We start from the raw sequence: 13,234 nt of genomic DNA on the forward strand, positions 1-13,234 counted from the left end.
TCCGGTCCACCTTCATCGAATTGGCCCCGCCCGAGCGCGTGCTCCGCCGGTATTGGATTGCTTCTGCGCCCACAGCCTGTCACGCCGGGGGCCACTCGGGCCAGGGGCAGGGCTGTCCGGACGCCCGGCTGTGCGGGCTGCGGCACCTGCGCGGTGGCACGTTCACCGGGCAGCCGTCCGGCCGCACCCTTCCCACGGGTGACAGGAGGCATACTGCCGCCGTGACGCACGCACGCCTTCGCCATCCGTATCTGGACCACCCGGCTCCGATCCCCTTCGCGCACCGGGGCGGTGCCGCGGACGGGCTCGAGAACACCGCCGCCGCCTTCCGCAGGGCCGCCGAGGCGGGCTACCGGTACTTCGAGACCGATGTCCACGCCACGGCCGACGGGAAACTGGTCGCCTTCCACGACTCCACGCTGGACCGGGTCACCGACGGCCGCGGCCGGATCGCCGAGCTGCCCTGGAAGCAGGTCCGCGAGGCGCGCGTGGCGGGCACCGAGCCGCTGCCGCTCTTCGAGGAGCTGCTCGAGGAGTTCCCGGACGCCCGCTGGAACATCGACATCAAGGCCGAGTCGGCGCTGCACCCGCTGGTCAACCTGATCGCGCGGGCCGGGCTCTGGGACCGGGTCTGCGTGGGGTCCTTCTCGGAGAGCCGGGTGGCCCGCGCCCAGAGGATCGCCGGCCCCCGCCTGGCGACCTCCTACGGGGTGCGCGGGGTGGTCGGCCTGCGGCTGCGCTCGTACGCGATTCCCGCGGCGCTGCGCGTGGGCGCGGTGGCGGCGCAGGTTCCGGAGACCCAGGCGGGCATCCGTGTGGTCGACCGCCGGTTCGTACGCACCGCACACGAGCGGGGACTCCAGGTACACGTCTGGACCGTGAACGAACCGGAACGTATGGAGGCTCTCCTCGACCTGGGTGTCGATGGCATCATGACCGACCGGATCGACATCTTGCGCACGGTGCTGGATCAACGCGGGGCCTGGGCCTGACTCGCCCTTGACCCCCGCGCGGACCGGGCGGCCGCTGCGGCGAGGTACCAGCGAGGGGGACACCGCATGAGTGCGGAAGACAGCAGCAGGACCGAGGAAGCGGAACCCGGGGCGGAGGACGGCAGAACGACGGCCGCGGGGAAGGGCACGGCGGGCGCGACGGCCGAATCCGTGGCGACCGCCGAGCGCAAGCGCGAGCAGCGGGGCTGGTACTTCTACGACTTCGCCGTCTCCGTCTACTCGGCGAGCGTCCTGACCGTCTTCCTCGGGCCCTACCTGACGGAGCTGGCCAAGGCCGCGGCGGACCCCGAGGGCTTCGTCTACCCGCTGGGCATCCCGGTGCGCGCCGGGGCCTTCTTCGCCTACTCGGTCTCGGCCTCGGTGATCCTGGCCGTGCTGATGATGCCGATCGTGGGCGCCGTCGCCGACCGGACGGGGCGCAAGAAGCCGATGCTGGCGGCGGCCGCGTACACCGGAGCCGCGGCGACGACCGGAATGTTCTTCCTGGGCGGGGAGCGCTACCTGCTGGGCGGTCTGCTGCTCGTCGTGGCGAACGCCTCGCTGTCGGTCTCGATGGTGCTCTACAACGCCTACCTGCCGCAGATCTCCACCCCCGAGGAGCGCGACACCGTCTCCTCGCGGGGCTGGGCGTTCGGCTACACCGCGGGCTCCGTGATGCTGGTGGTGAACCTGGTCCTCTTCATGGGCCATGACTCCTTCGGCCTCACGAAGGGCGAAGCGGTCCGGATCTGCCTGGCCTCGGCGGGCCTGTGGTGGGGCGCCTTCGCGCTGATCCCGCTGCGCCGGCTGCGGGACCGGGCCGTGGTCCGGGATCCGGGAGCGGCCCCGCCCGTCAGCGGCTGGAAGCAGCTCATCGCGACCCTCAAGGACATGCGGCGCTACCCGCTGACCCTGTCGTTCCTCCTCGCGTACCTGATCTACAACGACGGCGTGCAGACCGTCATCTCCCAGGCCTCCATCTACGGCAAGGAGGAGCTCCAGCTCGAGCAGGGCACTCTGATCGGGGCGGTGCTCCTGGTGCAGATCCTGGCGGTGGCCGGCGCCCTGGGCATGGGCCGCCTCGCGCGGATCTACGGAGCCAAGCGGACGATCCTGGGTTCGCTGGCGGCATGGGCGGTGACGCTCGCGGCCGGCTACTTCCTGCCGGCCCGGACCCCGGTCTGGTTCTTCGCGCTCGCCGCGATGATCGGGCTGGTACTGGGAGGCAGCCAGGCGCTGTCGCGTTCGCTGTTCTCGCATCTGGTGCCGGCGGGCAAGGAGGCCGAGTACTTCTCGGCGTACGAGATGAGCGACCGCGGTCTGAGCTGGGTGGGGCCGCTGGTGTTCGGCCTCACCTACCAGCTCACGGGCAGCTACCGGGACGCGATCATCTCGCTGGTGGTCTTCTTCGCACTGGGATTCGTGCTGCTGGCGCGAGTGCCGGTGCGGCGCGCGGTGGAGGCGGCAGGCAATCCTGTACCGGAGCGGATCTGAGAGTGGGTCCGCGAGTGCGCCCCGCCCGTATCCACGAACGAATTCCGAACGAATTTAGACGTTGAAGCAAAGGGCCGGTAGTGTACGCCTTTGGCCTGCCAGGCGGACCGTTACTGCGCGCTCAAGAAGCGTGGACGTTGGGTGACATCTGCTGCCAGATGTGACAAAACGGGCACTGGTGGGTACAACAAGGGGCGGCACGACGGGCGACGCACGACCCGGAGCGGGAATCTATACCGCCGACCGGACGTTGACCGGATGACGACGACAGCGACACCTGTCCTGTGGGCGACAAGCCCGGGAGGCACGATTCATGAGTGAGCGAGCTCTCCGCGGTACGCGCCTCGTGGTTACCAGCTACGAGACGGACCGCGGCATCGATCTGGCCCCGCGCCAGGCGGTGGAGTACGCATGCCAGAACGGACATCGATTTGAGATGCCGTTCTCGGTTGAGGCAGAAATTCCGCCGGAGTGGGAGTGCAAGGCGTGCGGCGCCATGGCACTCCTGGTGGACGGGGATGGGCCCGAAGAGAAGAAGGGCAAGCCTGCGCGAACGCACTGGGACATGCTCATGGAGCGACGCACCCGCGAGGAGCTGGAGGAAGTGCTGGCCGAAAGGCTTGCAGTCCTGCGTTCCGGCGCCATGAACATTGCCGTGCATCCGCGGGACAGCCGCAAGTCCGCCTGACAGCCGGACGGATACACAAGCCGAGGGGCCCCGCCACACACTGTGTGGCGGGGCCCCTCGGCTTTTCCACGGATCTGCAGGGACCGGGCGGCCGCACGGGGCCGTGCAGGCCTGCGCCGCCCGCACGGCCCCGTGCGAGCGGCGGATCCCGGCCTACGGAGCCAGCGGAGGGCGGTACGCCGCGTCCGGGCCGTCCTGCTGCCCCCGGTCCTCGCGGATGACCTCGCCCTGGACGACCTTGCCGTCGGGGTAGTGGATGCGGGCCTGCTGGAAGGCGTCGCCGAAGCTGCCGGCGGAGGCCGAGGCCATCTTCCGCTCCAGCGAGCGGGCGGCCCTGCGGCCGATCCAGCCCCGGACGGGCGGGAGCAGCAGGACCAGGCCCGCCGCGTCGGAGATCAGGCCCGGCATCATCAGGAGCAGGCCCGCCAGCATGGTCAGGCCATTGCCCTGGCCGGGCTGCTGCGGGGTGGGCTGCTGCCCCTGCTGGGCCTGCTGGAAGGTGCCCGCCAGGTTCTTGAAGGCTCGCCGTCCGGCCCGCTTGATGACCACCGCGCCCAGGACCATGCCGCCCGCCAGCAGCGCGGCCACGGCGAGCCCGCCCGCCGCCTCGGCGACCACGATGAGCAGCCAGATCTCCAGGATCAGCCAGGCGGCGATGGCCAGGGGGAGGAACGTACGGGCGGGCGAGCGCCGCCGGGGGGCCGTGGAAATACCGGTCGTCATACCACCCAGTGTGCCTGGGGCCGAGTAAAAGCGGCCTCAGCCGGAGGTACCGGACATCCCCTAAGGGGTCCTCGGCGGACCAGGGCCCGTCCGCGGGCGGATCGGGCCCGCGCCCTCGGGCGGGATCAGGCCCCGCCGGTCTCCTTGCCGGTCTCCTTGCCGCTCTCCCGGCCCAGCAGCCGGGACGCCTGGGCCTTGATGCCCCACTGGGTGACCCGCCACAGGGCCTCCACCACGATGTCCTTGCTCATCTTGCTGTCGCCGAACTCACGCTCGACGAAGGTGATGGGCACCTCCACCACGCGGAAACCCTTCTTCACGGCCCTGCGGGCCAGGTCGACCTGGAAGCAGTAGCCCGCCGAGGCCACCTCGTCCAGGCCCAGGCCCTCCAGGGTCTCGCGGCGGAAGGCGCGGTAGCCGCCGGTGACGTCCCGGATCGGGACGTTCAGCATCAGCCGGGAGTACGTGGACCCGCCGCGCGAGAGGAACTCCCGGCTCTTGGGCCAGTTGACGACGCGGCCGCCCGGAACCCAGCGGGAGCCGAGGACCAGGTCCGCGCCGGCCAGGGCGGTGAGCAGGCGGGGCAGCTCCTCCGGCTGGTGGGAACCGTCGGCGTCCATCTCGACGATCACGCCGTAGCCGGCGTCCAGGGCCCAGAGGAAGCCCGCCAGGTAGGCGGCGCCGAGCCCCTCCTTGCCCTTGCGGTGCAGGACGTGGACGTGGTCGTCGCCGATCGCGAGCTCGTCGGCGAGCTTGCCGGTGCCGTCGGGGCTGTTGTCGTCGGCGACCAGGATGTGTGCCTCGGGAACCGCCGCGCGGACGCGCCCGACGATCAGCCCGATGTTCTCCGCCTCGTTGTAGGTCGGAATGATCACCAAGGCCGTACCGAGCGGCCCGTAGGCCCGCTGTCCGCCGTCGCTCACTGAGTCCCCTTTTGTGCGCTTGCACGTCCTGTACGTCTGGTCGCAGAGGATGACTTTAGAACAGGGATCGGGGCCCGCGGTCCTTCGGGCCGGTCGGACGCCCGCTGGCTGCGGGCCGCCATGACCGTTGTCTACTGGACCGCGCGGCCCCGATCCGGGGCCACCCGCCGCCCGGCGAAACCTTCCCTCGCCCCCGAGGCGCGGGCGCGCTGCGCAGACGGAGTCGTCCGGCACGGACATCCTGTGGTGGACCCGGCCGAACCTATCCGGGTCCGACCGCCCGTACCGAACCGAGGCCCGCCGGATCACCCCTGTGGGCGTACGAATACCTCCCGCCCGCCGACGACGGTGGCGAGGCACACCGGCAGGTCGGATCCGGGGGTCAGATCGGGCAGTCCGGGGGTGCCCGAGCGGGGGTCGGTGGACCAGCGGGCGACCCGGTCGTCGGGGGCCTGTACGACCAGGTCACCCGTCTGCCAGACCGCGTAGTCGGCCGGCGCGCCGGGCACAAGGACGCCCGCGTCGTCGCGGCCCAGGGCCCGCCAGCCGCCCCGCGTGTGGGCGGTGAAGGCGGCCCGTACGGAGATCCGGTGCTCGGGCGTCCGGTGGAAGGCGGCCGCGCGGACCGTGCCCCACGGGTCGAGCGGGGTGACCGGCGCGTCCGAGCCGAAGGCCAGCGGGACACCGGCCTTGAGCATGGCCGCGTACGGGTTCAGGGTGCGGGCGCGCTCGACGCCGAGCCGGTCCGCGTACATGCCGTCCTCGCCGCCCCAGGCCGCGTCGAACGCGGGCTGCACGGAGGCGGTGAGCCCGAGCTCCGCGAAGGCGGCGATGGTGGCGGGGGTCATCATCTCCGCGTGCTCCACACGGTGCCGGGCGGCGCGGACGCGGGCCAGGCCCACCTTCTCCGCGGCCGCCCGGACCCCCTCGACGACGGCGGTGACCGCGGCGTCGCCGATGGCGTGGAAACCGGCCTGCAGGCCCTCCTCCGTGCAGGCGGCCACGTGTTCGGTGACGGCGTGCACGTCGAGGTACTCGGTACCGGTGTGCGCGGCGTCCGCATACGGGGCGTGGAGGCAGGCGGTGTGCGAGCCGAGGGCGCCGTCGACGAACAGGTCGCCGGCCGCTCCGACGGCCCCGAGCTCCCTGGCCAGTGCGAGGTCCCGGTCGGCCCAGTACCCGAAGACGCGCGGCCCGGGCCGCTCGGCGGCCAGGGTCAGCAGCCCCGTGAAGTCCTCGGCGGAGGAGATCTCGGGCCCGCCGCACTCGTGCACGGAGCCGATGCCGAGGGAGGCGGCCCGGTCGAGGGCGGCCCGCTGGGCCTCGGTCCGCTGGGCGGGGGTGACCGCGGCCAGCGCGGCCCGCCGCACGGCGTGGTGGTCGTCGGCGGTCAGCGGCCGGTCGCCGTCGGGCCGTACGCCGGGTACGAGGGCGAGCAGGGCTGTCGTGACCACGGCCGAGTGCACGTCGACGCGGCTGAGGTAGAGCGGGCGGCCGCCGGTGGCCTCGTCGAGCTCGGCGCGGTGCGGCGCGCGGCGCTCGGGCCAGCGGGCCGCGTCCCAGCCGTGCCCGAGGAGCACCCGGTCGGCCGGCCTGCTCGCGGCGTACGCCCGTACGAGGTCCAGCGCGGCGGACAGGGAACGCGCTCCGGTGAGGTCCAGCCCGGTCAGGGCCAGGCCCGCGGAGGTGGTGTGGACGTGGGCGTCGGTGAAGGCGGGCGTGACGAGAGCCCCGCCGAGGTCGACGACCTCGTCCACGCCCTGCGCGAAGGCGTCGGCAGCGCCCTCGGAACCCACCCAGGCGATACGGCCGCGCTCGACCACCATCGCGGTGGCGAAGGGGTCGGCGGGGCTGTGGACCTCGCCCCCGCGGAGGAGGACGGTCCTGGTCGGTGCTCCGGCGGCATCGGCGGAGTGGGCGGTGCGGTCAGTCATGCCGACCAGTGTCCCGCGTCGCCCGCCCCGGCCCGACCACCGGGTCCCCGCTCAGACGCGGGGCGGGCGGGCCTCGTAGGGGGTGGAGAGGACGACCGTCGTGCGCGTCGAGACGTGGGCGAGGGCGCGGAGCCGGCCCAGGAGGTCTTCCAGCTCCAGGGGGGTGGCGACGCGCACCTTCAGGATGTAGTTCTCGTCGCCCGCGACGCTGTGGCAGGCCTCGATCTCGGGAACCCCGGCGAGCCGGTCGGCGATGTCGTCCGGGGCGCTCGGGTCGAAGGGCTTCACCGAGATGAACGCGGTCAGCGGCAGGCCGACGGCCTCCGGATCGACCACGGCCGCGTAGCCGCGGATCACCCCGCGCTGCTCCAGACGTCGTACTCGCTGATGGACTGCCGACGTGGACAGTCCCGTGGCCTTGCCCAGATCCGTGTAGCTCATCCGCCCGTCCCGCACGAGCAGATCAACGATCTGGCGGTCCAGCTCCTCCATTGCGCTCATAGCCGCTCAACTTACGGCCCAAGGGCGCTTCAGGCCCAGTGCTGTCCGCCCACTGGAGGCATCTGCGCCAGGCATGTGACCAAGGCCACAGGGGTATGCAGGTGGAGGCCTGTCTGTTGTGGTTACTCGTGACGCTCGACGGGAATTGGTTGCTGTGGCCGAGGCCGAAGAACCTGCCCGCCCGGCCCATCCAAGGGGGAGTACATCCATGCTGAATACCAAGCGCGCCGGTCGCACCGAACCGGAGCCCCTGGAACTGCACGATCACGGGAACGGCACGTACCCGGACGACGGCGCGGACGGCGAGTACCTCGACGAAGCCGAGGGGTTCGAGATCCACCACGCGATCTGCCCCGACTGCGGCCAGTCGATCGCCCTCGTCGCGGACGAGGAGTACCTGCCGCAGCACGCCCTGTGCCTGACCCCGTGGAACCCCTTCGGCCTCACCGTCTGTGCGGGCACCGGGCGGCCCGCCACCGACGCGCTGCCCACCGTCGGCATGATCCAGCCGGTGGAGGCGCAGGAGCCGGAACCGGTCGTCCTGTCGGCCCTGCCCCAGGGTCTGGACTGGCGGACGCAGCCCTTCTCGCACGTCGGCGGCCCCGGCTCGCGCCCCGTCCGCGTGGTGAGCCCCGTGCTGCCGCGACCGCAGACGCAGCAGCAGCACGCCCAGGCGGCCTGACGGCCGCCTGGCGCCCGGCTCCCCTACCGCTGCACCGGCTCCCCTGCTCCCTCTCCCTGCTCCCCTACCAGTACGTCCCCTGCACCATGGCGGCCAGGCTGGCGTGGTGCAGGATCAGGCTGTCCGGATCCGCCGGGACCTCGACCTCACCGAAGTGCGCCTGCCGGTAGGCGATGCGCAGCATCACGATCCCGTGGCGCAGGGCCGCGTAGAGGGTGTGGAACTCCATGTCCTGCGGGGTGTGCCCGGTGAGTTCGGCGTACCGGCGCTCCAGGTCCTCGCGGCGCAGGAAGTCCGGCAGGCCGGGCTGGCCGAAGCCGACGGTGAGGTCCTGGAAGAACCGGTGCAGGTAGACGGTCCAGCCCAGGTCCACCTCGCGCGGCGCGTACGCCGCCATCTCCCAGTCCAGCACGGCCACCGGCGTGAACCCGTCGTAGATGACATTGCCGATGCGGGCGTCCCCCCAATTGAGGACGGCGGGGCCCTCCTCCCGCGGCCACAGCTCCTCCAGGCGGGCGAACGCCCGCTCGATGAGCGGGGAGGGCGCGAGTCCGCCCACCACCCAGGAGTAGTAGGCGCGTTGGGAGTCCACGTGCCGGCGCAGGGGTGTGCCCTCGCCCTCCGGAAGGAGGAACTCGGCCTCCTTGGCCGGGAACTGGTCGTGCAGGCGCGCGAGCAGCGAGATGCTTGCTTCCTGCAGGACGGCGCGCTCGGCGTCGGTGGCGGCGTGCAGCCAGTTGCCCTCGTAGGTGTAGGGCATCACGTCGGGCGGGACCCGGCCCTCCGCACGGGCCATCACGAAGAACGGTGCCCCCAGCGGCCCCGGGTCCGCCTCCAGCCACTGCACGCGCGGAACGGGCAGGTCCGTGTGCTCGGCGACCAGGCTCATCACGCGGTGCTGGCGCGGCATGTCGTACGTCGGGAAGACGGTGTAGGCGGCCGGGTCGGCGGCGAGCCGCAGCGCGCAGGCGCGGAGCGGGGTGTCGGGGTGTTCTATGTCGAAGAGCAGGGTCTCGCTCGACATCCCGTTGGACCCGGGGACGGAGACGTTGGTGACCTTCGCGCCGGGGAGCCTGGTGTCCAGCCAGGCGGCGAGACGGCGGCCGAGCTCCTCGGGCTCCCGGGTGGAGGTACGCGGACGTGGTGCAGTGGCCATGGGGTGAGCCCCTTTCGTACTGGTCCTGACCGGCTTGACCGGCCTACTGGGCGACGGAGGAGTAGTCGGCGAAGCCGCTCGGGTCGTGGCGGCCGAAGCTGCCGTGCTCGAAGATGCCGTGGCCGATCTGCCCGTCGAGGGTGAAGCGGGCCGAGTGGTCGGTCACCCCGAAGGCGGCCATCGGATGGGCCGCGGGGTCGGAGAGGTCGTAGACGCGACGGTCGGTCCAGCCCCGGCCCTGCCAGGTGCCGTGCTGCCAGTCACCGGCGGGCGGGTAGCCGGCGCCGACGGCGAGCGGGGAGGAGTTGAGGATCTCCACTCCCAGTTCCAGGGGCTTGCGGGAGGGGTCGGTGAGGTGGATGACCGCGCTCTCGGGGTGACGGCCGCCGGGCCGGTAGCGGATCTCGGTGTACGGCCAGCCGAGTTGGACGTCGCCCCGGCCGCTGCCGTCGGGAAAGACCTGCACGGCTTCGTTCAGAGTGCGGTGGCCGTCGGCGTCCTCCTGGGCGATGACCATGAGGAAGCGGTCCTCGAAACGGACCGGGACCCACAGCCAGTGGAAGCCCTCGGGGCGGTGTTCCTCGGCCGCGCGCCCGCCCTCCTCGCCGGGAATCGGCCGCACGCCCCAACTCCGGTCGCGGGTACCGGTCCACTCCCCCGGCGCGAGGGCGAACTCCTCACCCTTGGCCCGTATGGTGCCGGCGACCTGGCCGGCCTGGACGAAGCGGCGCCCTTCCAGCATGAGGCGGTCACCGCGCCGCTGGATGTGGTGCGGCTCCCAGACGGCAGGGAACTCGGCGGTCCAGGTGATGTCGTACGAGAGCCCGTGCGGGTCTGCCGGATCGGGGGCGCAGCGCAGCGTGAGCTTCTTGAGCGGCACGTCGACGGTGATGGACAGGGGCCCGACCGAGAGGTTCATCCGGTCGTCGGTGAGTGCGTCGGAGGCCCGGACGGCGAGGAGCTCGTCGCCGGTGCGGAGGGTGGCGTAGGCGTCGATGACCCCGGCGTTGGGGTAGACGCCGAGGCCGAGGATCAGGACGGCGCGGCCGGCGTGGTCGAAGACGTGGAAGATGCAGCGGTCGTAGGCGTTCCGGTCACCGCTGACGAGGTGCTTCATCGACAAGGGTGCCTGGTGGATGGGGTATTCGTCGAGGGCGACGGGCCGGTCGACGGGCATGGCGGACCTCCGGGACGTACGGCTCGGGCGAGCAGGGTGACGAGCTGCGGGGCGGGCTGCGGGGCGGGCTGCGGGGGGCGGCTCAAGCGGATATGACGGTACGTCAGAAATGGGGCCCGGGGCCAGACTTCTGGCACGCGTTGACAGGACGGCGCGGTGTGCCGGGGCGGGAGCGGGCGGGCGGGCGGCGGAGGGCGGGCGGCGACGGAGGGCGCGGCAGGGGCTCCGGCGGGCGGGATCTTGCTTGACCGGTATCAGAGATGCGTATGGGGGTTTCCCGTCAGTCTCATCGTCTCTCCGGTTCGGGCCGGTCCCTCAAGGGCGCTCCTCCTTCGTCGTCGCGTCGCTGCGCGATGGCCTGCGGCCACCCTTGACCGACCGTCCCGCCCCGGACATACGAAGACTGCCGGGAAGCCCCCAAAGGAACGGGCCGGGCATTCCTTTTAGGGACGGGGTGGTCGGAGATGCCCTGCCCGGTCGGGCGTGAAAGGGCACCTTCCCGAGGCGGGGCCCATGCCGCGCACCGGCCGGGTCGGTGGGCGCGTCCAATCGCTACGCGCTCCTCGTCTCTCAGCGTCTCCAGACCGTCTTGGGCTGGACATAGGCCGCCCACGGCCTCGGTTCCTCTGGCGAGGTGCGTCCGGCGACCGTCTGTGGCCGGTCATAAGCCGCCCACGATGCTCAAGCGCTCCTCATCGAGGGCGTCTCGACGCTGCCTGGGGTGGAAAGACGCCTGACAGCGGCTATTTCGTCGTGGAGTGGGGTCAGCGAGAGCGGACCGCTCGAATCGCCGACCGTTTGCCCCAATTACCCCTGTTTGGGGATGGGTTTGTGGTGTCACTTGTGCACTGACCTGGATCCACGACGGAATAGACGAGGCATCAGGCCCTGCCGGCCGCCGGTCGCAGTCCAGGAGAGGCGCGTAGCGATCTGAGGCGGCTTATGCCGGGCTCCAGACGGTCGTCGGACGCAGTTCGTGAGGTGAACCGGGACCATGGGCGGCCTATGTCCGGCCCAGGACGGGCTGGAGACGCTAGGGGATGAGGAGCGCGTAGCGATTTGATGCGCCCACCGACCCGGGCCCTGGGTCTGGATGGGCCCCGCCTCGGGAAGAGGCTCACCCCCGACCGGGCAGGGCTTCTCCGGCCGCCCCGTCCTTGGAAGCTCGGACCGGCTCGTTCTTTTGGGGGCTTCCCGACAGTCTTCGTATGTCCGGGGCGGGACGGTCGGTCAAGGGTGGCCGAAGGCCATCGCGAAGCGACGCGACGAAGGAGCGCCCTTGAGGGGCCGGCCCGACACGGAGAGACGATGAGACTGACGGGAAACCCCCATACGCATCTCCGATGCCGGTCAAGCAAGATCCCGCCCCCCGGAGCCCCTGCCGCGCCTCACCGCCGCGCTCCGCCCGCCCCCGCCCCCACCCCGCCCCCCGGCGACATCTCGAACGGATAGCCGCACCCCGGGGGCGATTACCCGGCCCTTCGGTTCCGCGTTGGCCGGGTATGACCATGCTTCAGTCTTCAACGGGCCGAAGGCGTCGCCCGGTGACGCCGGGTTTCGAAGAATCGGTTCAGCGTCCGCGTGAGCAGCCGCAGCAGGCTCCCGATCCGCCGATCTATCGCGATCTGCTGGCGCGATGGGCGGACGCCGGCCGGACTCTGCCCGGCCGGCGTGACCCGGAGTGGTCGCGGCTCACGTCCTCCCCGGTGTGGCCCACCAGCAGCAGCGGGCTGTACTGACCGAGGTCAGCGCGTCTCCGGGCCCGCCAGGTGGCGGGCGATGACCATGCGCTGGATCTGGTTGGTGCCCTCGACGATCTGGAGCACCTTCGCCTCGCGCATCAGCCGCTCGACGGGGAAGTCCGCCGTGTAGCCGTAGCCGCCCAGGACCTGCACCGCGTCCGTGGTGACCGACATCGCCGCGTCCGTGCAGAACAGCTTCGCCATGGCCGCCTGGCGGGAGAACGGCTTGCCCGCGTCGCGCAGCCGCGCCGCCGCGAGGTACAGCGCCCGGCCCGCCTCGATCTTGGTGGCCATGTCGGCCAGCATGAAGCGCAGCCCCTGGAAGTCCGCGATCGGGTGTCCGAACTGCTTGCGGTCCAGGGCGTACGCCAGTGCCTCGTCCAGCGCGGCCTGGGCCACGCCGATGGCGCAGGCCGCGATGCCCAGCCGACCGGCGTCCAGGGCGGCCAGGGCGATGGTGAAGCCCTGCCCCTCCTCGCCGATGCGGCGGGCGTCGGGGACGCGTACGCCGTCGAAGTGCAGCTGGGCGGTGGGCGAGCCCTTCATGCCCATCTTCTTCTCGGGCACGGCCGAGGTCAGGCCCTCCACGTCCCCGGGGACCAGGAAGGCCGTGATGCCCTTGGGGCCCGCGGCGCCGGTGCGCGCGAGGACGGTGTAGAAGTCGGCGACTCCGCCGTGGGTGATCCAGGCCTTGGTGCCGGTGATGATCCAGTCGTCGCCGTCGCGCACCGCCTTGGTGGTGAGCGAGGCCGCGTCCGAGCCGGCGGCCGGCTCGGAGAGGCAGTAGGCGCCCAGGAGGCCGCCGCCGAGCATCTCGGGCAGGTGGGCGCTCTGCTGCTCCTTGGTGCCGTAGCCGGCGAGGCCGTGGCAGGCGAGGGAGTGCACGCTGACTCCGAGCCCGACGGTCAGGCGGGCCGCGGCGAGCTCCTCCAGGACCTGGAGGTAGACCTCGTAGGGCTGCTCACCGCCGCCGAATTCCCCGGGGTACGGGAGACCGAGCAGTCCGGCCTCCGAGAGCAGGGTGAAGACCTCCCGCGGGAAGCGGCCGGAGTCCTCCTCCTCGGCTGCCTTGGGGCGGATCTCCCGCTGCGCGATCTCGCGTACGAGGGCGAGGAGGTCCCGGGACTCCTCGGTGGGCAGCTGTCGGTCCACCGTCTGCGGGGCGCGGTCTGTCATGGCGGCGCTCTCCTCCCTGGTCGGGCACGGCGGCGACGCGTGAGGT

At 71.8% G+C, this 13,234-nt stretch carries 11 protein-coding genes; 4 read left to right on the forward strand and 7 right to left on the reverse strand.

Annotated elements, in window-relative coordinates:
• Positions 1-221 precede the first annotated feature (221 nt).
• The 3 genes from OG753_RS10025 (at position 222) to OG753_RS10035 (ending at position 3,174) form a co-directional block, all read left to right on the forward strand.
• On the forward strand, positions 222-992 hold the full coding sequence (locus OG753_RS10025) for a glycerophosphodiester phosphodiesterase family protein (RefSeq protein ID WP_327261465.1): 771 nt from the start codon (positions 222-224) through the stop codon (positions 990-992).
• Positions 993-1,058: 66 nt separating this feature from the next.
• Positions 1,059-2,486 (forward strand): MFS transporter, encoded by a 1,428-nt coding sequence (locus OG753_RS10030; protein ID WP_327261467.1) that lies wholly within the window; start codon positions 1,059-1,061, stop codon positions 2,484-2,486.
• Between the two features lie 313 nt (positions 2,487-2,799).
• Positions 2,800-3,174, forward strand: coding sequence for an RNA polymerase-binding protein RbpA (locus OG753_RS10035; protein WP_007262928.1), 375 nt, complete (start codon positions 2,800-2,802; stop codon positions 3,172-3,174).
• 153 nt (positions 3,175-3,327) lie between these two features.
• On the opposite strand, the gene fxsA is transcribed toward OG753_RS10035, so the two are convergent.
• The 4 genes from fxsA to OG753_RS10055 form a co-directional block, all read right to left on the reverse strand.
• The gene (gene fxsA / locus OG753_RS10040) at positions 3,328-3,897 is read right to left on the reverse strand and encodes an FxsA family membrane protein (protein ID WP_405788157.1); all 570 of its coding nucleotides are present in this window, start codon (positions 3,895-3,897) and stop codon (positions 3,328-3,330) included.
• A 125-nt stretch (positions 3,898-4,022) separates the two neighbouring features.
• Positions 4,023-4,820, reverse strand: a complete 798-nt coding sequence (locus tag OG753_RS10045; protein ID WP_405788159.1) for a polyprenol monophosphomannose synthase — start codon at positions 4,818-4,820, stop codon at positions 4,023-4,025.
• A 305-nt stretch (positions 4,821-5,125) separates the two neighbouring features.
• Entirely contained in the window at positions 5,126-6,754 is a 1,629-nt protein-coding gene (locus OG753_RS10050; RefSeq protein ID WP_405788160.1) for an amidohydrolase, read from the reverse strand.
• Between the two features lie 51 nt (positions 6,755-6,805).
• Positions 6,806-7,246: an Lrp/AsnC family transcriptional regulator gene (locus tag OG753_RS10055; protein WP_030011705.1), complete on the reverse strand. Its 441-nt coding sequence runs from the start codon at positions 7,244-7,246 to the stop codon at positions 6,806-6,808.
• Between the two features lie 217 nt (positions 7,247-7,463).
• Here OG753_RS10055 and OG753_RS10060 point away from each other — a divergent pair, with 217 nt between their 5' ends.
• The gene (locus tag OG753_RS10060; RefSeq protein WP_327261471.1) at positions 7,464-7,937 is read left to right on the forward strand and encodes a hypothetical protein; all 474 of its coding nucleotides are present in this window, start codon (positions 7,464-7,466) and stop codon (positions 7,935-7,937) included.
• A gap of 64 nt (positions 7,938-8,001) precedes the next feature.
• Here OG753_RS10060 and OG753_RS10065 read toward each other — a convergent pair whose 3' ends face one another.
• The 3 genes from OG753_RS10065 to OG753_RS10075 form a co-directional block, all read right to left on the reverse strand.
• Positions 8,002-9,093, reverse strand: coding sequence for a phosphotransferase family protein (locus OG753_RS10065; protein ID WP_405788161.1), 1,092 nt, complete (start codon positions 9,091-9,093; stop codon positions 8,002-8,004).
• A 43-nt stretch (positions 9,094-9,136) separates the two neighbouring features.
• On the reverse strand, positions 9,137-10,270 hold the full coding sequence (locus OG753_RS10070; protein WP_405788162.1) for a hypothetical protein: 1,134 nt from the start codon (positions 10,268-10,270) through the stop codon (positions 9,137-9,139).
• A gap of 1,745 nt (positions 10,271-12,015) precedes the next feature.
• On the reverse strand, positions 12,016-13,188 hold the full coding sequence (locus OG753_RS10075) for an acyl-CoA dehydrogenase (protein ID WP_327261474.1): 1,173 nt from the start codon (positions 13,186-13,188) through the stop codon (positions 12,016-12,018).
• Positions 13,189-13,234: the final 46 nt, after the last annotated feature.

The organism is Streptomyces sp. NBC_00029, assembly GCF_045160505.1.
In the GTDB taxonomy this organism is placed as follows: Bacteria; Actinomycetota; Actinomycetes; order Streptomycetales; family Streptomycetaceae; genus Streptomyces.